Raw genomic sequence first — 23,382 nt, 5'->3', positions numbered from 1 at the left:
GGCGGCAAAGGGCCGGGACGCGGGCTGGTCCATTGCGAACCACCCTGCGCCCCGGATGTTCCCCCTCATGTCAATTATCAATCCCGCCTTTGCCCGTTTGCGTATCAATCAGGCGCACACGGCAACCATCGGGTCCGGTCCAGTCCAGAATTGCGGCACCGTCCGGTTCACCAGCGCCCTGCCCCGACGCCGCCTCGGGCAGGTCCAGCCGGGCGGTCAGCCGCCGCCCCTGCGCCGATTGGCGGATCAGCCGGACGCCGTCGTCATCGATCCGCGCCACAGCCTCGGCGTCGCGCAGCATATCCCCCTCGGTCTGGCGCAGGCGCAGCAGATCGCGGGTCCAGCGCGCCTTGACGCTGCCCAGTGCCGTGGCCGGACCGGCGCCCGCATCCGCGGAGCCAAGACCGGTGCCCGCATCCGCGGGCGTGCCGATCCGCGACAGGCGGTCCCAATCGGGGGCGCGGCGGTTGTCGGGATCGGTCAGCGCCAGAAACAGATCCTGCGTGCCCTGATAGATGTCGGGAAAGCCCGGCATCACCATCTTGACCAGCAACTGCATCAGCACCAGCGCCTGTGACCGGTCCAGCAGCCGGGTCAGCGCGGCGGGCGGTTCGCGGTCCCAAGCGGCCAGCAGGGCGCGGCCCAGACCGGCGGTGCGGGTTTCGGCATCCTCGTCGGGATTGGTCCAGAAGCTGACCTCCTTGGCCTCGCGCATCGCCTTTTCGACATGCTGGGACAGGCGTTCGGGCGCCTCATCCGCACCGTGGATCGCCAGCGCGGATTGCACCATGTACCAGCGCCACTGGCCGGGCACGCCTGCGGCCTCGGGCATCGCGGCGGCCATGCGGTCCAGCGCGATCAGATCGTCGGGCAGGTGGCTGGCCGCGATCAGGCGCGCGCGCGCATCCTCGGACCGTTTGCTGTCATGGGACGATGTCAGCACCATATCCGCCGCCCGGCGCTGCGCCAGCGCATGGGTCGCCTGATCTGAAGTGACCGAAACCTCATCGGGTTCGCAGCCCACCTCGTTGCCGGGCAAATAACGGGTCCAGCGGAAGCCCGCCGTGTCTTCCTGCGATTTGGCGATCAGCGCACCCGAGACCTGCTGCAGCCGCACCACGAAATCCATCTGTGCATGGTTGCCCGGATCGGCCCAGATCGCGGACAGGGCGCGCAACACCTCGTCATGGCGCAGACCCTTGGCGGCGTTCTCGGTGACAGCGGCGATCAGGTCGCGGTCCTGCGCCCCGGCGCCCCGAGAGGTGACATAGGTGCGATAACAGGGCATCGCGACCAGCAGTGCGGTCACCGCCTCGCGCAGGGTTTCGGGGCCGGGTTCGACCGTTGCCGAACCGTCGATGGCCAGTGCCGCCATGCGCGTCAGTTGCCGCCGTTCGGCGCCCAGTTCATTGTCCAGCACGTCATGCTTGGCCTGCGTCAGGGCGGCGTGGAAATCCAGCGTCTCGCCGGTCTGTTCGCGCCATTCGCGGTCCAGCACAGCGATCCCCGCCGCAGGCGTCAGCATGCGGGACATCAGGCGACCGGCCTCGTATCCGGTGGTGCCGACGGTCTTCCAGCCCTTGGGCAAGGCCTCGTCCCCGGTCAGGATCTTTTCGATCCAGACCGGCGTGACCGGCAAAGCCTCGGCCAGACGGTCCAGATAGCCTGCGGGATCGGCCAGCCCGTCGATGTGATCGACCCGCAAGCCCTGCACCTGACCGCCCCGCACCAGATCGAAGATCAGCGCATGGGTGTCGTCGAACACCCGCGGGTCTTCGACCCGCATGCCGATCAGATCGGTGACGTTGAAAAAGCGCCGGTGGGTGATGGCGTCGCGTTCCATCGCGTAATGGACCAGACGCCAGTTCTGCGCCTCGTGCAGGGTGCGCAGATCGTCGGTGCGGTCGCTGCCCGGCGCCAGCGGCAGGGCCATGTCGCCGAAATGCCAATGGCCACCCTGAACGCGGAACGCGCCCTCGGTCAGCATCTTCTCGAACGGTTCGGGCAGCCATGGCAGCACCAGCGGCCCTGCCTGCCAGTCGATGTCGAAATGGCGCGCCCGGTCGCTGGCGCGGCCACGGGCCAGCACATCGGCCAGCCACGGGTTCTGCACCGAAAAGGCGGTGTGGTTCGGCACGATGTCGAGAATGATGCCCAGACCCCGCGCCGCGGCCTGTTCGGCCAGACGGTCAAAGCCCGCCCGTCCGCCCAGCACCGGGTCGATCTCGGTCGGATCGGTAATGTCGTAACCGTGGGTCGATCCCTCGGTCGCCGTGAAGATCGGCGACAGGTAAAGATGCGACACGCCCAGATCGGCGATCTGGTTCAGATGCGCGGAAAGACCCGCAAAATCAAGCCCCCCGCGCAACTGGATGCGGGAGGTGGCAGTGGGAATGCGGAGGATCATGCCGGGTCTTTCACAGTCGTAAAGGGTTCGGTGCCGCTGCGTGCCGAAGGCAGCGCAAGGACGGTCAGGGAATAATCGGTGTCGGGCGTGCCCGCCGCAAAACCCGCATCGGCCAGGGGCGCGGGGTCGGTCTGGCCCAGGGCCAGTGACAGCGACAGCCCGCCCGCCGGAAACCGCCATTCGGCGCGGATCAGGCCGGGGCCGTCGCGGGTCACGGTGGTCGTGGGCTGTCCGCTTTTCAGCAGCGGCACAACATGGGCGGCGCGAAAGGCCAGCGCGCGGCGGGTCAGGTCCATCCAGCCCCGCGCGCGGTCGTCATTCGCCCAAGCCAGCCGCGAGCGGGCCATGGTATCGGGCGACAGCGGATCGGGCACGGCATCGCCAAGCGCCGCGATGCCCGCGAATTCGGCGGCGCGGCCCTTGCGCACGGCCTCGGCCAGATCGCCGGTGAAATCGGCGAAGAACTGAAAGGGCGCGGTCTCGCCCTGTTCCTCGCCCATGAAGACCATCGGGATGAAGGGCGCGACCAGCAGCAGGGCATAGACGACCTCGACCGCCTTGGGATCGGCCAGCGTCAGCAGCCGGTCGCCTTGGGCGCGGTTGCCGACCTGATCGTGGGTCTGGGTCGAATTGACGAAGGCGGTCGGCGGCAGATGGCCGCAGGGTGCGCCGCGCGGCTCGTCCCGGGGCGGGCGGGGCTGGCCTTCCTCGACATGGCCGCGTTGCAGGGCCAGCGCCAGATCGCCCACCGGATCGACGGCAAAGGGCGCGTAATAACTGTCGGATTCGCCGGTCAGTGCGACATGGATCGCATGGTGGAAATCATCGTTCCAGCTGGCATCATAGCCTGCCTGCCGCAGGTCCGGGATATTCCGCTCGTCTTCCGTGATCAGGTGGCGGCGGGGCGACAGCAGGCCCACGCGGCTGGCCAGCCCGGTCATGAACTCATCCGCCCCCGGCCCGGCGATCTGATGCACCGCATCCAGCCGCAGCCCGTCCATGCCATAGACCTGCAGCCAGTGCAGCGCACAAGAGGTCCAGTAGTCACGCACCTGAGGCCGGGAAAAATCGATGGCGGCGCCCCAGGGGGTCTGGCGGTCGGGGTTGAAGAAATCGGGCGCGGCATGGTGCAGCCATGCGCCCTCGGGTCCGAAATGGTTCATCACCAGATCCAGAATGACCATCAGCCCCTGCCGGTGCGCGGCATCGACCAGACGGCGCAGATCGCCGGGGCTGCCATAGGCGGGCTGCGGCGCAAAGGGCAGCACCCCGTCATAGCCCCAGCCCCGGTCGCCCGGAAACTGGCCCACGGGCATCAGCTGGATGGCGGTAAAGCCGAGACCCGCCAGCTGCGCCAGCCGCGTCTCGGCGGCGGCAAAGGTGCCTTCGGGGGTGAAGGTGCCGACATGCAGTTCATAGATCACCGCCTCGGCCCAGTCCCGGCCGGGCCAGTCCCGCGCTTTCGGCGGATCGATCAGGACCGAGGCGTCGGACACGCCCCCGGCCTGCAACCGGCTGGCGGGGTCGGGCATGACCTGCCCGTCGACGCGGAACAGATAGGTGGCGCCCGGCGTGGCGGCATGGTCCAGCGACCACAACCCATCGGCCCCCGCCTGCATCGGCAGATCGCGACCCTCGATCAGCAGATCGACCTGGTCCGCGCGGGGCGCCCACAGGCGGAAGGTCCAGCCCTCATCCCGCTTGAGCGGTCCCCAAAAGCTGCTGCGTGTCATCGATGCCCCCTTGCGCCACGGCGACGGTGCCGGGTTCTTCCCCCTCAATGACCGAGGCGCTTGGGCGTTCCCCCGATCTGACAAAAAGCAGCCGGATCGGGGCGAATGGAATCAGGCGTCGCGCGGTGGGGCAGGATGTGCCTGACCGATGCACATCCGCGCGCCATCTTCGGTCACCGCCCAGACCCCGCGCGGGCAAACCTCCAGCAGCAGGGGGCAGCCATCGCTGGTGGCCTCGAAGGCGACCATCAGATTTTGCAGCATGGGGCGCGAAAAGGCGATCCGCGCCAGCACCGCACCGCCCAAGGGCCTGCGGGGGGCAAAGGGGGACGTCATGAGAACCTCGGATAGCTGGGGCGGTAAACAAAGATCAAGTCTTGCCACAACCCTTGCGTGCGTCCAAGTCACGAAAACCCCCAGAACTCTGATGTTTACCCTGCGTCAATCCGTCCGATCGGCGCCCCCTGCGCCAGCATGTCGCCCGCCGATGCCAGATGCGTCAGGCGTCCGGCATGCGGGGCCTCGATTTGCGTCTCCATCTTCATCGCCTCGATCACGGCAATGACCTGTCCGGCCTCGACCGTTTCGCCGTCCCCGATCTGCCACAGCGACAGGGTGCCTGCGACGGGGGCGGTGACGGTGCCGGGGGCCGCTTCCTCGGGCACCGGGGCCGCTGCGGACCCCGTGCCCGGGGATGCTGCCAGCATTCCGGGCGGCAGGGCGATCTGATGACGCTTGCCGTCGATCTCGATCGCAAAGCGGATCATCGGGCCTTCGTCGGGCGGGGTGACGCGGGGCGCGGGGGTCGTGGCGGCCGCCAGCCGGTCGGCGAAATCGGTTTCGATCCAGCGGGTGTGGACGGCGAAATCATCCGTGAATTCAGGGGCCTCCAGCACCGCGCGGTGAAAGGGCAGGACCGAGGCGACGCCCTCGATCCGGAATTCGCGCAGGGCACGCCGGGCTCGGGCGATGGCGGTGGCGCGGTCGGGCCCATGCACGATCAGCTTGGCCATCATCGAATCGAACTGGCCCGCGACCTGCCCCCCCTGTTCGACGCCGCTGTCCAGCCGGATGCCGATGCCGCCGGGCGGCTGCCACAGATCGATCGGGCCGGGGGTGGGCAGAAAGCCGCGCCCCGGATCTTCGGCATTGATGCGGAATTCGATGGCATGGCCCTGTGGCGCGGGCACCGTGTCATCGGCGATCCGCGCGCCTTGCGCCACGCGGATCATCGCGCGGACGATGTCGATCCCGGTGGTTTCCTCGGTCACCGGATGTTCGACCTGCAGCCGGGTGTTCACCTCGAGAAAGCTGATCGTGCCATTGGCAGACAGCAGAAATTCGACCGTCCCGGCGCCGCTATATCCGGCATGGGCGCAGATGGCGCGGGCGCTATTATGGATGCGGTCGCGCTGATCGTCGGTCAGAAACGGCGCGGGCGCTTCCTCGACCAGCTTCTGGTTGCGGCGTTGCAGGGAACAGTCGCGGGTGCCCAGCACCTTGACGGTGCCGTGACGGTCGGCCAGCACCTGAGCCTCGATATGGCGGGGGCGATCCAGAAACTGTTCGACATAGCATTCGCCGCGGCCAAAGGCGGTGACAGCCTCGCGCGTGGCGCTGTCGAACATCTCGGTCACCTCGTCCAGCGCGCGGGCGACGCGCATGCCGCGCCCGCCGCCGCCGAAGGCCGCCTTGATGGCCAGCGGCAGCCCGTGTTCGCGTGCGAATACCAGCGCCTGCGCGCCGTTCTCGATGGGACCGGGGCTGCCCGCGACCAGCGGTGCGCCGACCGCCTGCGCAATCTCTCGCGCGCGGATCTTGTCGCCAAGCGCGTCGATCACATCGGGGTCCGGCCCGATCCAGATCATCCCGGCATCCTGCACCGCGCGGGCGAAACCGGCATTTTCGGACAGAAAGCCATAGCCGGGATGGATGGCATCGGCGCTGGCCTGGGCGGCGATGGTCAGGATCTTGTCGATGTCCAGATAGGTGTCGGCGGGACGGTGCCCGCCCAGTCCATAGGCGTGGTCGGCCATCCGGACAAAGGGCGCGTCGCGGTCGGGATCGGCATAGACCGCCACCGAAGCGATGCCCTCATCGGCGCAGGCGCGGATGACGCGCAGGGCGATCTCTCCGCGATTGGCGATCAGGATGCGGCGGATGGGCGTCAGGGGGGTGTCGAGGAACATGAGGATCAGCCTTCCGGGTCAATGGGGGCAAAGGGGGCGTCCGCGACAAAGCGGATGCGCGCGCCGGGGGGCAGCTGGCCCGCCAGATCCAGCGCGTCGGGGCGCAGTGTGGCGATAACCGGATAGCCGCCGGTCAGCGGGTGATCGGCCAGAAACAGCACCGGCTGGCCGGAATGCGGGATCTGGATGGCGCCGGTCGCGGTGCCCTCCGACGGCAGTTCGGTCGCGTCATCGCGCAGGATCGCATCGCCCGCCAGCCGGATCCCCACGCGCGAGGATTGCGGCGTCACCTGCCAGTCCTGCGACAGGAACCGATGGATCATCTCGGCGCTGAACCAGTCGGCTCGCGGGCCCATGACGACCGGCAGGGTCACCAGATCGCCGCTGCGGGGCAGTTCGGGCGCCGGGCCGGGATCGGTCACCGCATCGGCGGCCCGGTTCGCGGGCGCCAGCGCATCGCCCGCCATCAGCGCAGGCGGGCCGATCTGCGCCAGCGTGTCGGTGGACACCGATCCCAGCACCGGGGCCAGATCGAACCCGCCCCGCAGCGCCAGATAGCTGCGCATCCCCCGTTCCCCCGGATCGATACGCAGCGTATCGCCCGCATCCAGCGCAAAGGCCGCGCCCGGTGTCGCGGGCCTGCCCTCGACCACTGCCTGCCCCGCGCCGGACAGGGCCAGCACCATCGGCGCCTCGGCCTGCAGGGTGACGGGGCCAAGTGTGATCTCCAGCGCGCCGACGCCCGAGGGGTTGCCGACGGCGCGGTTGGCGCGGCGCAGCGCGCCCAGATCCAGCGCGCCGGATGCGCTGACCCCCTGCCCCGTCTGCCCGAACCGGCCCGCATCCTGCACAAGGATCGGAAAGGCCGTCTGCCCCACCCGCAGCCCCTGCACCTGGGGCACGGGCGGGGCGCTGACCGGATGCACCCGCGCCGCGCCCTGGACAAAGCGCGCCCGCACGCCGGGGCGCAGCAGCGCCGGGGGATCGCGGCCAAGGTCGAACATCGGCACATCGGTCCGCCCGATCAGTTGCCAGCCGCCGGGGCTGGCCTGCGGATAGATGCCGCAGAACCGCCCCGCCAGCGCGACCGAGCCTGCCGGGATGCGCGTGCGCGGAGCAGACCTGCGCGGCAGATCGAACCGCGCATCATCGCCGGTCATATAGGCAAAACCGGGGGCAAAGCCGCAAAACGCCACCTGCCATGTGGCGGCCTGATGCGCCGCGATCACCTCGGCCTCGGTCAGATCCATCAGGCGGGCGACATCGGCCAGATCCTCGCCCTCATAGGTCACCGGGATCTCGACCGTCTCAAGGCTGCGGGGCGCGGGGGCGGTGCCGGGACGGGGCTGGCGCTGCGCGATGCTGGCGGACAGCGCGCCATCGGCGGCCACGCCCGGCGCGGTGGCGATCATCAGGGTGCGGGCGGCGGGCACGACATCCGTCACGCCGGGCACGGGATCGGCCTGCAGCGCGTCGAACAGGGCCAGCGTGGCCTCCAGATCCGACAGCTCGACCAGCAGGCAGCGCGGCCCGATGGGCAGAAACCGCAGGGTCATCCCCCGGCCCCGGCAAAGGGCGCGATCGCCACGCCGCGATCCTGCAGGGCCGCGCGGATGGCCGCGGCCATGGCAACGGCGCCGGGGCTGTCGCCATGCACGCAGATGCTGTCGGCCCGCAGGGTCAGGGTGCTGCCATCGACAGCCTCGATCACGCCATCGGTGGCCAGACGCACCATCCGCGCCGCCACCAGATCCGGATCATGCAGCACCGCGCCCGGATCGCGCCGCGACACCAGCGCGCCGCCGGGCGTATAGGCGCGGTCGGCAAAAGCCTCGGCCACCACGCTGAGGCCGGCGCGGCGGGCGCGGTCCAGCACCGGGGCGCCGGCCAGACCCATCAGGACCAGCGCCGGGTCCGCCGCCAGCACGCCCGCGATCACCGCATCGGCCTGCCGCGCATCATCCGCGATGGTGTTGTACAGCGCGCCATGCGGTTTGACATAGCTGACCCGCGTCCCCGCCGCCCGCGCCAGCCCCTGCAGCGCGCCGATCTGATAGATCACATCGGCCGTCAGCTCGTCCGCCGTCACGTCCATCGGACGACGACCAAAGCCCACGCGGTCGGGATAGCTGACATGCGCCCCCACCGCGACACCGCGCGCCGCCGCCTGCCGCAGCGTCTCCAGCAGCCCGCGCGGATCGCCCGCATGAAATCCGCAGGCGACATTGGCGGAACTGACGATGCCCAGCATGGACGCGTCATCGCCCATGGACCAGGCGCCAAAGCCCTCGCCCAGATCACTGTTCAGGTCGATTGGCATGGATCCTCCTTACTGGCCCAGAAAGGCAAAGATGGTGGTAACGGACCGCGCGCCCATATACCAGGTCAGCGCACAGACGATGGCGCCAAGCGCCAGCAGCACACGGTTATAGCGGTGCCCGCCCATCAGATCGGACCGGGCATAGCCGATATAGGTAAAGATCGTCAGGCCGATGGGCAGGATCAACCCGTTGAAGCCGCCGACAAAGACCAGGATCGCCGCAGGCGCCGTGCCAAGCGACAGAAAGACCACCAGCGAAAAGCTGATGAAGACCACCGTTGCCCAGGACCGCGCCTTGTCGCTGCGCACCCCCACCACGTCCAGAAAGCTGACCGAGGTATAGGCCGCCCCAATGACCGAGGTCAGTGCCGCCGCCCACAGGACCACGCCAAAGACGCGCATCCCCCAATCGCCCGCCGCCGCCTGAAAGGCTTGCGCGGCAGGGTTGGCTGCCTGCGAGGACAGATCCAGCGTCACGCCGGAGGCCACGACCCCCAGAATCGCCAGAAACAGAACGAATCGCATGACCCCGGTGACCGCGATCCCGGTCAGGGCGGCGCGGGTGACGGCGCGCAGATTCGCCTCTCCGGTCAGGCCCTTGTCCAGCAGGCGATGCGCGCCGGAATAGGTGATATATCCCCCGACGGTGCCGCCGACGATGGTGGTGATGGCGGCAAAGTCGATATAGTCGGGCCAGACCGACTGGCGCAAAGCCTCGCCCACCGGCGGGTTCGATTGCAGCGCCACGAACAGCACCATCGCGATCATCACGATGCCCAGACCGATGATCATCCGGTCCAGCAGCAGCCCCGCCTGTTTCGACAGAAAAATGCCGATGGCCAGCGCTGCGGATATCGCCCCGCCGATGCGCGGATCAAGCCCGATCATGGCGTTCAGCCCCAGCCCGCCGCCCGCGATATTGCCGACGTTGAAGGCCAGCCCGCCGATCACCACCAGCGCGGTCAGCAGATAGCCCGCCCCGGGGATCGCCGCATTCGCGGTTTCCGACGCGCGGCGCCCGGTCAGCGCGGTGATGCGCCAGATGTTCAGCTGAACCACGAAATCGATCAGGATCGAGGCGAGGATTGCAAAGGCGAAGGCCGATCCCATCCGTGCGGTAAAGCTGGCGGTCTGGGTGATGAAACCCGGACCGATGGCCGAGGTGGCCATCAGAAAGATCGCGGCCAGCAGCCCGCCACGAAGGCTGGCAGCCGCGACCGAGGGGGCCGGTGCGTTATGGGACATGGGAATACCTCTGTGTCGGACTGTTTTTGATTACCGCCAGCATTCCCACGCTTCTGTGATCCGTCAAGGATTATGTGGCAACATGGCCTATATTGTTGAACAATCATGACTGACCCGAGGGGCAATTTGCCCGATCCTTGTGCAACAGACCGGCTTGCCCTGCTGCCTTCGGGGCGTCATGATCAATCCTGCAACAGCGGGACGCCCCATGACCGACGCCTTGGACAGCCTGCCTTCGGGCCTTGCGCAGGACACCGCCGCGCGGCTGCGCGACCAGATCATCACCGGCCAGCTGCGCCCCGGCCAGCGCCTGTCCGAGGCGCGGCTGGCCGCCGATCTGTCCGTGTCGCGCAACACCCTGCGCGAGGTGTTCCGCCTGCTGGTCCATGAAGGGCTGCTGACACACCTGCCCCATCGCGGGGTGTCGGTTGCGGTGCCCTCGATGGCGGGGGTGCTGGACATCTATCGCCTGCGCCGCCTGATCGAGATTCCGGCGCTGGCGCAGGCCTGGCCGCGCCACACGGCGATCGCGCGGATGGCGGGCGATGTGGCATCGGCGCGTGCGGCCAGCGCTGCGGGCGACTGGCAGGGTGTGGGCAGCGCGAACATGCGCTTTCACGCGGGCATCGTGGCCTTGGCCGACAGCCCCCGGCTGACCGGGTTCTTTGCCCAGACCATGGCGGAATTGCGGCTGGCCTTTGGCCTGCTGGACGATCCCGAACAGCTGCATGCGCCGTTTCTGCAGGACAATGGCGCGATTCTGGATCTGCTGCAGCAGGACCAGCCGCTGGCCGCCGCCGACCGGCTGGCCGCCTATCTGGACCGGTCGGAGCGCGTGGTGATGACCGCCTTTGCCCGGCTGGAACATGGTGTCGCGCAGGGCTGATCGCTGCAGGGCAGTTCTAAACCGTTCGTCATAAATTCGTCACCCAAGCGTTGCGTCACGGTCATCCCACGGCGATAGTCCTCGCCCCGGAAAGAGAGGTTCGCATGCCCCGCGTCCAGACCCGAGCGATCGGGAAATCCTTTGCCGGAACGCCGGTGCTGCAGGACATCGATCTGGACCTGCCGCAGGGTGCGTTTCTGGCGCTGCTGGGCCCGTCGGGCTGTGGCAAGACCACGCTGTTGCGTCTGATCGCGGGGCTGGAGCTGCCGGACGCCGGGGAATTGCGCTTTGACGACCGGGTGATCGCCGCGCCGGATGTGTTCGTGGCGCCCGAGGCGCGCGATCTGGGCATGGTCTTTCAATCCTATGCGCTGTGGCCCAGCATGACCGTGCGCGGCAATGTCGATTTCGCGCTGAAGACGCAGCGGTTGTCGCGGGCGGACCGGCAGGCGCGGGTGGATCAGATGCTGGCCTCGGTCGGGCTGGCGCATCTGGCCGAGCGGCGCCCGCATGAACTGTCGGGTGGCCAGCGTCAGCGGGTCGCGCTGGCGCGGTCGCTGGTGCTGCGCCCGGCCCTGCTGCTGCTGGACGAGCCTCTGGCCAATCTGGACGCGCATCTGCGCCACCGGATGCTGGCCGAATTCCGGCGCCTGCATGCGGCCACCGGCACGACCTTTGTCCTTGTGACCCATGATCAGGACGAGGCGATGGCCGTCGCCACCCATATTGCGGTGATGGAGGCCGGACGCATCCAACAGGTCGGCGCGCCCGAAGATCTGTATCGCCGCCCGGCCTCGCCCATGGTGGCGCGCTTCATCGGCCATGGCGCGACCCTGCCGGTGCAGGTGACGGCGGCGCGCGACGGACAGTGTACCCTGCGGATGGGCGATGCGGATCTGTCCCTGCCGGGCACCGCCGCGCCCGGCCCCGGCTGGCTGTGCCTGCACCGCGAGGATCTGCGCCTGACCACCGGTCCGGCCCATCTGCGCGCCGAGATCCTGTCGCAAAGCTTTCAGCACGGCCGCTATCTGACCCATGTCCTGCCGCAGGGGGCCGGGGTCGATCTGCTCAGCCTGTCGCTGGACCGCGCTTTGCCCCCGCAAACGGTGATCGGGCTGGATGTCACCGGGGGCTGGGTCATTCCCCGCGACGGGGCCGCCGCCCCGCAGCCCTCGACGGTCACCTTGCCCGAGCGGTCGTATGCCTGAGCTGCGCGCCATCTCGGGCGTCGGGGTCAAGGGTCCGGCCTGTTTCCTGTTGCAGATGCAGGGCCGCAATCTGCTGCTGGATCTGGGTCGCGGCCCGGATGGGTCCACCCTGCCCGATCTGTCGGGCCTGCCGCCGCTGGATGCGATCCTGTTCAGCCACGGCCATGTCGATCACACCGGCGGGCTGGATCTGTGGCAGGGCTTGGGCGCCCCGCCCTTGTTCGCCACCCGCCCCACCATCGCGCTGACCGAATGGCCCGCCCTGCGTCAGGCCACCCCGCTGGAGGGGTTGGACCAGATCTGCGGCCTGCCGCTGATGACCGGCCCTGCGGGCCATGCGCCCGGCGCGGTCTGGATGCGGATTGGCGGGCCAAAGGGGCTGCTTTATTCCGGCGATGTCAGTGCCGAAAGCCTGATGTTCCGCCATGCCCCGCCCCCGCCCGCGGCGGCGATGGTGCTGGATGCCTCTTACGGGCAGGCCAGCGAACCACTGGCGGATCAGATTGCGGCGGTACTGGCGCTGGCCGATGGTCCGGTCCTGTTTCCCTGCCCGGCAGGCGGACGGGGGCTGGAACTGGCCTTGGTCTTTCTGCGCCACGGCTTTGCGGTGTCGATCTGCGCCGCCCATCGGCGGGTGGCCGGGGCTTTGCGCCTGCATCTGGACTGGCTGACCAATGATGGGCAGAACGCCTTGGATATGATCGATAAAGCGGGCGCTCTTGACGTCGATTCGACCCTGTCCGGCGTCATGGTTGCTGCGGGTCCGAACGCCGAACGCGGCATCTCGGGCGCGCTGGCGGCGCGGATCGCGCGGGATGGCGGGGCAAGGATCGTCCTGACCGGGCATGTGGCCATGGGCAGCCCGGCGGAGGCGCTGATCGCGGCGGGCCGCGCGCAGGTCCGGCGCTGGAACGTGCATCCCACCTTTGACGGGGCCGCCGATCTGGTCGCCGCCTGCGCGCCCCGGACCATGCTGGCGGCATTTTGCGATCCCGACACGCTGGCGGATCTGCGCGCCCACAGCGGCTGGCCGATCGCGGCTGGCGAAAGGCTGATCTGGTGAGCCTGTTCGATCATCCCCGCTTTTACCTGCTGCGCCACGGCCAGACCGCGCAGAACGCCGCCGGGCTGATCGCCGGGGCGACCGATGCGCCTTTGACGCCGCAGGGTCTGGCACAGGCCCGGGCGGCGGCGCAGGCATGGGGCGGTCTGACCATCGGCAGGCTTTTCGCATCGCCCCTGCGCCGGGCATGGCAGACGGCCATGGAGATCGCCGCCACCCGCCCCGGCCTGCCCATCACCCCCGCGCCTTTGCTGGCCGAACGCCACTGGGGCATCTGGGAAGGCCAGCCGCGCGCCATTCTGGACCGTCAGGCCACGCCTGCGGGCGGCGAAAGCGCCGCTTTGTTCCACGCCCGCATCCTGCAAGGCTGCGCGGCGATCCCGGTGCAGGATGACAGCCCGCTGATCGTCGCCCATTCCGGCACGGTGCGCGAGATCTTCGCGGCGCTGGACCTGCCCTTCCTGCGCCCCGACAATTGCGCGCTGATTGCGGTCTATCGCGACGCGCAAGGCCGCTGGCGGGCCGATCCGCCCCGTCTGACCCCCCTTTCCCAACCGACCTGAGGTTCCCATGACCCGCATCCTGATGCTGTCCACCGCCTTGTCCGCAATCGCCCTGCCCGCCCTGGCCGAGACGCTGACGATCTACACATCCCAACCGCAGGAGCAGATGACCGAGGTCATCGCCGCCTTCAACGAGGCCCATCCCGACATTCAGGTCGATCTGTTCCGGTCGGGCACGACCGAGGTGATGGCCAAGCTGCAGGCCGAATTCGCCGCAGGCAACAGCCCCGCCGATGTGCTGCTGATCGCCGATGCGGTCGCGATGACCCAGTTGAAGGCCGATGACCGCCTGCTGGCCCATCCCGACGCGCCGGTTCAGGGCATCGACGCGGCCCTGCTGGACGCCGATGCGATGTTCTTTCCGACCAAGCTGATCACCACCGGCATCGTCTATAACACCACGCTGGTGGACACGGCCCCGACCTCCTGGGCGGATCTGGCCGAACCGCAGGCGGCGGCGCAGACGATCATGCCCTCGCCCCTCTATTCCGGCGCGGCGGCGATCCATGTCGGCACGATGGTCCAGCAACCCGAATTCGGGTGGGATTATTTCGAGGCGCTGGCCGATGGCGGCGCCGTCGCCGGACAGGGCAACGGCACCGTGCTGGAGGCCGTGGCGCGGGGCGAGAAAGCCTATGGCGTGCTGGTCGAATACATGGCGATGAATGCCAAGGCCCAAGGCTCGCCCGTCGATTTCGTCTTTCCGTCCGAAGGCGTGACGGCGGTGACCCAGCCCGTCGCGATCCTGGCCCAGACCGACGCCCCCGAGGCCGCCAAGGCCTTTGTCGACTGGCAGCTGGGTCAGGCCGCGCAGGAACAATCCGTGGCGCAGGGCTATTTCCCGCTGGTCGCCGGCATGGCCGCGCCCGAGGGCTATCCAGATGCCGCAAGCCTGACCATCATCGGCGCCGACAATGCCGCGCTGCTCAGCGATGGCGAGGCCGTCAAGATGGAGTTCGCCGATCTTTATGGCGGCTAAGCTGCATCCCCTGCGCCTCTTGGGCGATGCAAGGACGGGCGGGGCCGAGCGGATGCTGGCCCTTGCCCTGTGCCTTTATGTCGGGCTGATCACGGTCTGGCCGCTTGGCCAGTTGCTGTTGACGGGTTTTGGTCCGGGTGATCAGGGCCAGCCGCTTGGCGTCCTGCGCGACACGCTGTCGGCGCGGGCGACGGGGCGGGCGTTTCGCAACACGCTGCTGTTGTCGCTGATCTCGGTCGCGATCTCGCTTGGGTTGGGGGCGGGGCTGGCGCTGGCGGTGGGGCTGATGCGGATGCGGTTCCGGGCGGCGCTGTCCTTCCTGATCCTGATGCCGCTGATCATCCCCTCGCAGGTGCTGGCCCTGTCGTGGATCGAGCTGCTCGGCGCGAATTCGGCCATCCTGCGGCCCTTGGGGCTGGCGCCTGCGCCGGGTCAGGGCAATCCGCTGTATTCACCCATGGGCATCGCGCTGGTCATGGGGATCGAACATATGCCGCTGGTCTTCATCGCGATCCGGGCGGCGCTGAAATCCGTGCCCGCCGATCTGATCGAGGCCGCGCGTATCGCCGCCATCCCGCCCCGGTCGGTGCTGACGCGGATCATCGCGCCGCTGGTCCTGCCCTCGGCCATCGCGGGGGGGTTGCTGGCCTTTACCGCCGCCGTGGGCAATTTCGGCATCCCCGCCTTGCTGGGCATTCCGGGGCGGGTGCCGATGCTGACGACGCTGATCTATCAGCGGCTGAACGGGTTCGGGCCTGCGGTCGCGGGTCAGGTGGCGGTGCTGGCGCTGATCCTGACGCTGATCGCGGTGGCGGCGCTGATCCTGCGCGCCGTCCTGATGCGATCCCTGCGGATGCGGGTCGAGGGCGGGCGCGCCTTTGCCCCCACCCGCGCCGCGCCCCTTTGGGCGCAGGCGCTGCTATGGGCGGTGGTGGCGATCATCGCGATCCTGCCGCTGGCGGCGCTGGTCCTGACGTCGCTGGTGCCCGCGATCGGGGTGCCGTTCTCGGCCGAGGTTGCCAGTCTGGACGGCTATCGCCGGGCGCTGGACAATCCGGCGATCCGGCGTGCCTTCGGCAATTCGCTGATGCTGTCGGGGATGGCGGCGATCCTGTGCACGATGGTCGCGCTGCCCTTGGCCTATCTGGCGACGCGGCGGCCCAGCCCGGCGGTGGCGGCCATCGACCTGCTGGCCGAGGCGCCCTGGGTGGTGCCGGGCACCGTCGTCGCGCTGGCGATGATCCTGGCATTCCTGCCGCCGCTGCCGCTGCTGGGCGTGTCGCTGTATGGGACGGCGGCGATCATCCTGATCGCCTATCTGGCGCGGTTCCTGCCGCTTGTGCTGCGCCCGGTCATGGCGGCCGCGCAAGGCGCCGATCCGGGGCTGGACGAGGCCGCTCGGATCGTGGGGCTGGGTCTGGGCGACCGGATGGGGCGGATCTTTGCGCCCTCGGTCCTGCCTGCCGCGCTGGCGGGGGCGATGCTGGTGGTGATGACCGCGATGAACGAGCTGACCCTGTCGGCGCTTTTGTGGTCCTCGGGGCACGAGACCCTGGGCGTCATGGTCTTTTCCCTGCAATACGAGGGGAACTCCACCGGTGCCGCCGCCGTGTCGGTCCTGTCGGTGATGCTGCTGATGGGGTTGTGTGCGCTGGCCGAGGCGGTGATGCGGGTCACCGGTGCGGGCGCCGCCGCCCTGCCTTGGCGGGCCTGACCGGGCGCATCGCCCCGGCCCGGCGCATGGCGCGGGATCGATCCGGCGCCGTCAGTCCGCACCGGGATGCAAGACGCACATGTTGCGACCGCCATGCTTGGCCTGATACAGCGCCATATCCCCGCGCAGCAGGAGCGAGGTGCGGTCGTCGCCCGGGCCCCGCAACGCCACCCCCATGCTGAGCGTGACGGACTTGCCGATCCGGGCGATCACCTGTTCGCTGACCCGCAGCCGGATCCGTTCGGCAAGCGCCATGACATCGTCCGGCGCGGTGTCCGTCAGCAGCAGGCCGAATTCCTCGCCGCCCAAGCGCCCGAAGGCATCGCCATGGCGTACCATGTCCGAGATGACGCGCGCCGTGGCCTGCAGAACCTGATCGCCGACCGCATGGCCGAATCCGTCATTGATCGTCTTGAAATGATCCAGATCCATCAGCATCAGGCCGACCGGCGCCGTGTCCATCATCGCCGCATCCAGCCGCTGCAGAAGGGCGCGGCGGGTCAGGATGCCGGTCAGTTCATCCTCTTGCGCGATCAGGCGCATCTCCATCTGGGCCACGACCAACTGCGAGAACCGGGTCAGAAGATCCTCTTCCTGAACCGAAAAGCTGCGCGGCGCCGTGTGCAGCACGCAAAGCGCACCCACATTATAGCCGTCGGGCGAGGTCAGCGGCACGCCCAGATAAGCGCGCATATGCGCGTCCCCCTGCACAAAGGGATTGTCGCAGAACCGCTTGTCCTCCAGCAGGTTGGGCACCGCCAGCGGCCCCTCGCCCTGAATGGTGACGGTGCAGAAGGAATCCTCGCGCGGGCATTCGATGCGCGCCATGCCAGCCGCCGCCATGACCCACAGCCGGTCCCGCTCGATCAGGTTGACCAGCACCTGACTGACCTGAAAGATGTCCTTGACCAGACCGGCGATCTGCGAAAACTCGGCCTCGGGGACGGTATCCAGAACCTGATAGCGGCGCAGGGCGGCCAGCCGTCCGGCCTCGTCGTCCAGTTTGGCCTCGTCATACATTCCGCCACTCCGCCCATCGGATTTCCTGCCGGGCCAGTGTGCGGAATTGCGAACTGAACTACAAGGTCTGGTTGAAAGCAGCGGTGCCCGCCTCGCGCGGATCAGGTCCGCAGACGCCGCCCCTCGGCATCGAAGTGAAACGCCCGGGCCAGATCGGGGGTGACCCAGACCGGCCCGTCGACCGGGTGGTCATGTTCGCCGAACTGCCGCACGGTCAGCAGTCCATGCACCTCGGTCTGGACATAGCTCAGCGTCTCGCCGCCCAAGCGTTCCAGATGGCTGACCCGGCCCGCCACGGTGCCCCCATCGGCCGAGATCGCCAGATGTTCGGGTCGCACCCCAAGCGTCGCCGATCGCAGGCCAAGCGCCCCGGCATCCAGAAAATTCATCGCCGGACTGCCGATGAAGCCCGCGACAAAGCGGTTGTCGGGATCGTTGTACAGATCCATCGGTCGCCCGACCTGTTCGACCCGGCCCGCGCGCAGGACGACGATCTTGTGGGCCAGCGTCATCGCCTCGACCTGATCATGGGTGACATAGATCATCGTCGCGCCCAAGTCGCGGTGCAGGCGGGCGATCTCGATCCGGGTGGCGACACGCAGGGCGGCATCCAGATTGGACAAGGGTTCGTCGAACAGGAACAGTTTCGGTCGCCGCACGATGGCGCGCCCGATGGCCACGCGCTGGCGCTGCCCGCCCGACAGATCGGCGGGGCGCCGATCCAGCAGCGCCGTCAACGACAGCATGTCCGCAGCGCGGTCGGTGGCGGTCAGAACCTCGGCCTTGGGGGTGCTTGCCTGCCGCAGCGCCAGCCCCATATTGTCGCGCACCGACAGATGCGGATAAAGCGCATAGGACTGGAACACCATCGCGATTTCCCGCTGTGCCGGGGGCAGTTCGTTCACCCGCCGCCCCCCGATGGCGATCTGGCCGGCGGTCACATCCTCCAGCCCCGCGATCATGCGCAGCAGCGTCGATTTCCCGCAGCCCGAGGGGCCGACGAAGACGCATAACTCGCCCGGCGCGACGTTCAGATCGATGCCGTCGATGACCTGGGTGCGGCCAAAGCGTTTGGTCACCTGCGTCAGGGTCAGGGCGTCGTCCATGGCATCCTCTTTCATATCCGCACCGGGTCCAGCGTCACGGGCCGGCCGGACCGCACGCTGTCATCCGCCGCAAGGCACACGGCCAGCGAGGCCACCGCATCGGTCATATGCCGTGTCAGGTCCAGATCGCCGCCGATGGCGCGGGCGACGAATGCCGCCTGCGCATCGCACAGCTGCTGGTGGCCGGGCTCGTCCGTCATGTCCAGATCCTGCGTGCCGATCCCGGCGCGGTGGATGCGCAGGCTGGCCGTGCGCGTATGCGTGTCGATATCGTCGGATCGCGCATCCTCGGCCATGCGGATCGACACCGCGCCGCGCGGGCTGATCACGTCTTTGACGAAGAACGCCGTGTCCGACATCATCGGGCCCCATCCGGCTTCGTACCAGCCGCAGGAGCCGTCGTCGAAGATCACCTGAAAATGGCCGTAATTGTACATGTCGGGCGCGATCTCATCGGACAGGCGCAGGCCCATGCCGCGCACCTCGACCGGGGCGGCATCGGTGATCTGGCACATGACATCGACGTAATGGACGCCGCAATCGACGATGGGCGGCGTGGTTTGCATCAGCGCCTTATGCACCTGCCATGTGGCCCCCGAGGATTGCTGGTTCAGGTTCAGCCGGAACACATAAGGCCCGCCCATCGCCCGCGCCTCGGCGATCAGGCGCTGCCAGCTGGGATGATGGCGCAGGATATACCCCACGACCAGCTTGCGCCCCGTTTCCCGCGCGCAAGCCACCACGCGGCGCGCATCCGCGACCGAGGTCGCCAGCGGCTTTTCGACAAAGACATGCGCGCCCGCCCGCATCGCCGCCACCGCCAGATCGGCATGGCTGTCGGAATAGGTCGCCACGCAGACCAGATCGGGCCGCAGCCGCGCCAGCGCCTCGTCGAAATCATGGCTGACCGCATAGCCCGCCAGCGCCTCTGGCAAATCGGGTGCGCTGCGATTGACCAGCCCGACGATCTGAAAATCCGGGCTGTGATGATAGGCCAGCGCATGACTGATCCCCATATTTCCCAGACCGACGACAAGCACTCTGATCATTTGACGGCTCCTGCGGTGATGCCCCGGATCAGCTGGCGCGAGAAAATCAGGTACATGACCAGAACCGGCAGGATCGCCAGGCTCAGCGCCGCCAGCACCGCGTTCCAGTTGGTGACGAACTGCCCGATGAAGACCTGAGAGCCAAGCGTGATCGTCTTGGTCGCCTCGGACGGCGCAAGGATCAGCGGGAACCACAGATCGTTCCAGATCGGGATCATGGTAAAGACTGCCACGGTGGCCATGGCGGGCCGCACCAAGGGCAGGACCAGCCGGAAAAAGATCGCATATTCCGACAGCCCGTCGATGCGCCCGGCATTCTTCAGATCGTCCGACACGCCGCGCATGAATTCCGACAGGATGAACACCGCCAGAGGCAGCCCCTGCGCAGTATAGACCAGCACCAGCGCCGTCAGCGTGTTGACCAGCCCGCCGGCCACCATCATCTGCAGGATCACCACCGTGCCAAGCCGGATCGGGATCATGATCCCAAGCGCCAGATACAGTCCCATCAGGCTGTTGCCCCGGAACCGGTATTCCGACAGGGCAAAGGCCGCCATCGCCCCGAACAGCAGCACAAAGAACAGGCTGGCCACCGTCACGATCATCGAGTTCTGGAAATACAGCAGGAAATCGCCCTGGCGCAGCACCGTCTGATAGCCGACCGGATCAAAGGTTTCAGGCGTCGGCCAGGCCAGCGGATCGGCAAAGATCGCCCGACGCGACTTGAGGCTGTTGATGACGATCACAAAGACCGGAAACAGCGCGATCAGGGTATAGGTGATCAGCACCGCATGGGCGGCGATGCTGCGGGCCATGGATCTGCGGGCGACGCTCATCCCCGCGCCCTCAGAACTGATAGCGGCGCAGCCGCCGCTGGATGCCGAACAGATAGAGGCAGACCCCGCCCAGAATGATCGCGAACATCGCCGTGGCAATGGTGGCCCCCATATGCGGATCGCCCAGCTGCAGCTGGAACCCGAAGAAGGTCCGGTACAGGAACGTCCCCAGAATATCGGTGGCGAAATCCGGCCCCGCCAAGGCGCCCTGACTGACATAGATCAGATCGAAGGCGTTGAAATTTCCGACAAAGGTCAGGATGCTGATGATCCCGATCGCGGGCAGGATCAGCGGCAGCTTGATCTTCCAGAACTGCGACCAGCCGGTGATGCCGTCGATCTCGGCGGCCTCGATCACCTCGTCGGGGATCGACAGCAGCGCGGCATAGATCAGCATCATCGGGATGCCCACGAATTGCCAGACCGAGATCAGCGCCAGCGTCGTCAGTGCATATTCCTCGCGCCCCAGCCAGGGCGCGAACAGCGACCGCAGCCCGATCCCGTCCAGCATCCCCGGTGCGATCCCCCAGATCGGCGACAGGATCAGCTTCCACACGAATCCAACGATCACGAAACTGAGGATCGTCGGGATAAAGATCGCCGTGCGGTAAAACGCCGCCATCCGCAGCCGGGGCGACGACAACAGCGCTGCCAGCGCCACGCCGACCGGGTTCTGCACCAGCATATGGATCAGAAAGAACCAGGCATTGTTGCCAAGCGCGTTCCAGAACGCCCCCGACCAGCGCGGATCGCCGAACAAGGTGGCGAAATTCGCCAAACCCACGAACTCCCTGCCCTCCTCGCCACGGGCAAACAGCGACAGGTTCAACGTCCCCAGCAAGGGCACGATCATGATCACCGTATAAACCAGCACCGCAGGCGCTAGAAACACCCCGATATGCCAGCGCACCGCCCGCCGTCCCGCCATGCCCCGGCCCCTTCTTCTTCACAAAAATATCCCGCGGGGGTCCGGGGGCGCGAAGCCCCCGGCCTTTCGCCTGCCCGTCAGGGCAGGCTGGTCACTGCTGCGGCGCGTACCACGAGGCCAGCCCCTCCTGCAGGCGCGCCGCCGCATCCTCGGGCGTTTCGGTCCCGGCCAGCACATTGGCGCTGGCATTCCAGGTCTCGTTTTCCAGATTGGGCGTGCCGCGCGACAGGATCTGATAGGTCGACCGGATCGTCGGCTCGCAGCTTTCGCGCCAGCTGACGAATTCCTGCGCCAGCGGATCCTCCATCTCGACCGGCGAGGAATTGAGCGAGAAGAACCCCGGCAGCGCATTGGCGTAAAGCGTGGCGAATTCCGCCGATCCGACCCATTCGAGGAAGGTCCGCGCCGCATCGGCATTGGGCGAGGCCGCGTTCAGCCCCAATGCGATATCGGTATGGTCGCTGATATAGCAGGTATCGCCTTCGGCCATCACCGGGGGCGGGAACGCCCCCATCTCGAAGGCGCCGTCGATCTGCGGGGTAAACACGCCGATCTCCCAGCTGCCGGCGGGATAGATGGCGGCGCGGCCAAGCGTGAACAGGTTCTGGCTGTCGGGATAGGTCTGCGCCTGAAACCCCTCGCCCAGATAATCGCGCCAGCGGGCCAGCTGGCGGAAGGGTTCGACCCAGGCCTCGTCGGTCAGCGACTGCTCTCCGGCGATCAGGGCGCCGCGGCCCTCCTCGCCCTTCCAGAAGGTCGGGCCGATGTTCTGATATCCCATCGTCGCCGCCTCCCACTGGTCGGCGCTGCCCATGGCCATGGGAATATAGGTGCCGTCTTCCTTGATGGCGTCCAGCACGGCATAGAACTCGTCGATCGTCGCGGGCGGTTCCAGCCCCAGCTCCTCGAACGCGCTGCGGTTGTACATGAACCCATGGATGACCGAGGCCAGCGGCACGCAGAAGGTCGCCGCCCCGTCATCGGTCTGCCAGGCCGATTTCGCCACATCCGAGAAATTGGCCATCGCCGCCAGATCGGTCAGATCGGCCAGCTTGTCGCCGTTGAACAGCTCCAGCGAGGCGTCGAAGGGGCGGCAGGTGATCAGATCGCCCGCCGATCCCGCGTCCAGCTTGGAATTCAGGATGGCGTTGTATTCGGCGGGGGCGGTCGGGGAAAACACGACGCTGATGCCGGGATTGGCGGCCTCGAAGGCGGGGATGATGGTGTCCTGCCAGATCTGCAGGTCGTCATTGCGCCAGCTTTCGATGGTCAGCGTCACATCCTGCGCGCTGGCGATGCTTCCCAGACTGGTGCCAGCCAGCACGGTGCTGGCCAGCAGCGCCAGACGAAAGGGTTGGGTCATGGTCGTCTCCCTGTGATCGGGCCTCTGACGGGCCGCGTTTGGTGAAAATCCTGTGCCAGAGCCGGGCCCAGATGGCCGTCGCTGGCCTGCAGCGCGGCAAGGGCCCCTTCTGGTGTGGCGCCGCGCGCGATCAGGATGGCGGGTTTGACCGCGCCCCCGGCCTGTTCCAGCGCCGCATCGGCGGCATCAAGGCCGGTTCCGGCGATATCGGCGACGATCCGGGCGGCACGGCCCCTCAGCTTGGCATTGTCGGCGACCAGATTGACCATATGCCCGTCATGAACATGGCCCAGCCCGATCCCCACCAGCACAGAAACCATGTTCAGCGCCACCTTTTGCGCCGTTCCCGCCCCCATCCGGGTCGATCCCGCGATCATCTCGGCACCGGTGTCGATCAGCACGGTGATATCGGCCAGCGCCAGCAGCGGCGATCCGGCGACATTGGCAAATCCCGCCACGCGCGTGCCCTGCGCCTGCGCCGCCCGCATGGCCTCCAGCGCATAGGGGGTGGTGCCCGATGCCGACAGCACCAGCAGCAGATCGCCCGGCCCCAGACCAGCGCGGGTCACATCCGCCCGGGCCAGCGCCGGATCATCCTCGACCGCGCCGCGCATGTGCAGCAGCGCGTCCGCGCCCCCGGCAAACAGCATCGGCGTGCGGTCGGGCGGCAGGCCGAACGTGCCCGCCATTTCAAGACAATCGGCCAGCGCCATCAGCCCCGAACTGCCCGCTCCGGCATAGCCCATCCGCCCCCCGCCCTGCAGCGCCGCCAC

The 23,382-nt window shown here is 67.9% G+C and carries 20 protein-coding genes; 6 read left to right on the top strand and 14 right to left on the bottom strand.

The window, feature by feature from the left end; genetic code table 11:
* Positions 1-70 precede the first annotated feature (70 nt).
* From treY to EG885_RS15465, 7 genes are all read right to left on the bottom strand, one after another.
* On the bottom strand, positions 71-2,407 hold the full coding sequence (treY, locus tag EG885_RS15495; RefSeq protein WP_131576224.1) for a malto-oligosyltrehalose synthase: 2,337 nt from the start codon (positions 2,405-2,407) through the stop codon (positions 71-73).
* Positions 2,404-4,140, bottom strand: coding sequence for a malto-oligosyltrehalose trehalohydrolase (treZ, locus tag EG885_RS15490; RefSeq protein WP_131576222.1), 1,737 nt, complete (start codon positions 4,138-4,140; stop codon positions 2,404-2,406). The genes treY and treZ overlap by 4 nt, the downstream gene beginning before the upstream one ends.
* A 111-nt stretch (positions 4,141-4,251) precedes the next feature.
* Positions 4,252-4,476, bottom strand: coding sequence for a hypothetical protein (locus tag EG885_RS15485; protein ID WP_131576220.1), 225 nt, complete (start codon positions 4,474-4,476; stop codon positions 4,252-4,254).
* Between the two features lie 95 nt (positions 4,477-4,571).
* Complete coding sequence (locus EG885_RS15480; protein WP_207392299.1) at positions 4,572-6,329, bottom strand: acetyl/propionyl/methylcrotonyl-CoA carboxylase subunit alpha; 1,758 nt, start codon at positions 6,327-6,329, stop codon at positions 4,572-4,574.
* Between the two features lie 5 nt (positions 6,330-6,334).
* A complete protein-coding gene (locus EG885_RS15475) occupies positions 6,335-7,885 on the bottom strand; it encodes a 5-oxoprolinase subunit B/C family protein (RefSeq protein ID WP_131576218.1) in 1,551 nt (516 codons plus the stop codon).
* Positions 7,882-8,649 (bottom strand): LamB/YcsF family protein, encoded by a 768-nt coding sequence (locus tag EG885_RS15470; protein ID WP_131576216.1) that lies wholly within the window; start codon positions 8,647-8,649, stop codon positions 7,882-7,884. Before EG885_RS15470 ends, EG885_RS15475 begins: the two co-directional genes overlap by 4 nt.
* Positions 8,650-8,658: 9 nt before the next feature.
* The gene (locus EG885_RS15465; protein WP_131576214.1) at positions 8,659-9,894 is read right to left on the bottom strand and encodes an NRAMP family divalent metal transporter; all 1,236 of its coding nucleotides are present in this window, start codon (positions 9,892-9,894) and stop codon (positions 8,659-8,661) included.
* Between the two features lie 208 nt (positions 9,895-10,102).
* On the opposite strand from EG885_RS15465, the gene EG885_RS15460 reads away from it, so the two are divergent.
* From EG885_RS15460 to EG885_RS15435, 6 genes are all read left to right on the top strand, one after another.
* Entirely contained in the window at positions 10,103-10,780 is a 678-nt protein-coding gene (locus tag EG885_RS15460) for a GntR family transcriptional regulator (protein ID WP_131576212.1), read from the top strand.
* Positions 10,781-10,884: 104 nt separating this feature from the next.
* Complete coding sequence (locus EG885_RS15455; protein WP_131576210.1) at positions 10,885-11,988, top strand: ABC transporter ATP-binding protein; 1,104 nt, start codon at positions 10,885-10,887, stop codon at positions 11,986-11,988.
* Complete coding sequence (locus EG885_RS15450; RefSeq protein ID WP_165571163.1) at positions 11,981-13,051, top strand: MBL fold metallo-hydrolase; 1,071 nt, start codon at positions 11,981-11,983, stop codon at positions 13,049-13,051. Before EG885_RS15455 ends, EG885_RS15450 begins: the two co-directional genes overlap by 8 nt.
* A complete protein-coding gene (locus EG885_RS15445; RefSeq protein WP_165571162.1) occupies positions 13,048-13,614 on the top strand; it encodes a histidine phosphatase family protein in 567 nt (188 codons plus the stop codon). The genes EG885_RS15450 and EG885_RS15445 overlap by 4 nt, the downstream gene beginning before the upstream one ends.
* Before the next feature lie 7 nt (positions 13,615-13,621).
* Positions 13,622-14,593: an ABC transporter substrate-binding protein gene (locus EG885_RS15440; RefSeq protein WP_131576204.1), complete on the top strand. Its 972-nt coding sequence runs from the start codon at positions 13,622-13,624 to the stop codon at positions 14,591-14,593.
* A complete protein-coding gene (locus tag EG885_RS15435) occupies positions 14,583-16,307 on the top strand; it encodes an ABC transporter permease (RefSeq protein ID WP_165571161.1) in 1,725 nt (574 codons plus the stop codon). The genes EG885_RS15440 and EG885_RS15435 overlap by 11 nt, the downstream gene beginning before the upstream one ends.
* A 51-nt stretch (positions 16,308-16,358) precedes the next feature.
* Here EG885_RS15435 and EG885_RS15430 read toward each other — a convergent pair whose 3' ends face one another.
* The 7 genes from EG885_RS15430 to EG885_RS15400 form a co-directional block, all read right to left on the bottom strand.
* Entirely contained in the window at positions 16,359-17,327 is a 969-nt protein-coding gene (locus EG885_RS15430; protein WP_131576200.1) for a GGDEF domain-containing protein, read from the bottom strand.
* Between the two features lie 101 nt (positions 17,328-17,428).
* A complete protein-coding gene (locus tag EG885_RS15425) occupies positions 17,429-18,433 on the bottom strand; it encodes an ABC transporter ATP-binding protein (protein WP_131576197.1) in 1,005 nt (334 codons plus the stop codon).
* Between the two features lie 11 nt (positions 18,434-18,444).
* Entirely contained in the window at positions 18,445-19,482 is a 1,038-nt protein-coding gene (locus tag EG885_RS15420; RefSeq protein WP_207392298.1) for a Gfo/Idh/MocA family protein, read from the bottom strand.
* Positions 19,479-20,318 (bottom strand): carbohydrate ABC transporter permease, encoded by an 840-nt coding sequence (locus EG885_RS15415; RefSeq protein WP_131576195.1) that lies wholly within the window; start codon positions 20,316-20,318, stop codon positions 19,479-19,481. The genes EG885_RS15420 and EG885_RS15415 overlap by 4 nt, the downstream gene beginning before the upstream one ends.
* A 10-nt stretch (positions 20,319-20,328) precedes the next feature.
* Positions 20,329-21,246 carry a carbohydrate ABC transporter permease gene (locus tag EG885_RS15410; RefSeq protein ID WP_131576193.1) on the bottom strand — a complete coding sequence of 306 codons (918 nt, stop codon included), beginning with the start codon at positions 21,244-21,246 and terminating at the stop codon, positions 20,329-20,331.
* A 91-nt stretch (positions 21,247-21,337) separates the two neighbouring features.
* A complete protein-coding gene (locus EG885_RS15405) occupies positions 21,338-22,609 on the bottom strand; it encodes an ABC transporter substrate-binding protein (protein WP_131576191.1) in 1,272 nt (423 codons plus the stop codon).
* Positions 22,606-23,382, bottom strand: a 777-nt coding sequence (locus EG885_RS15400) for an N-acetylmuramic acid 6-phosphate etherase (protein WP_131576189.1), incomplete at its 5' end; no start/stop codon positions are given. The genes EG885_RS15405 and EG885_RS15400, both read right to left, overlap by 4 nt.

Origin of the sequence: Paracoccus nototheniae (genome assembly GCF_004335005.1) — a bacterium.
Classification (GTDB): domain Bacteria; phylum Pseudomonadota; class Alphaproteobacteria; order Rhodobacterales; family Rhodobacteraceae; genus Paracoccus; species Paracoccus nototheniae.
This window is presented reverse-complemented; position numbering and strand designations above follow the sequence as displayed.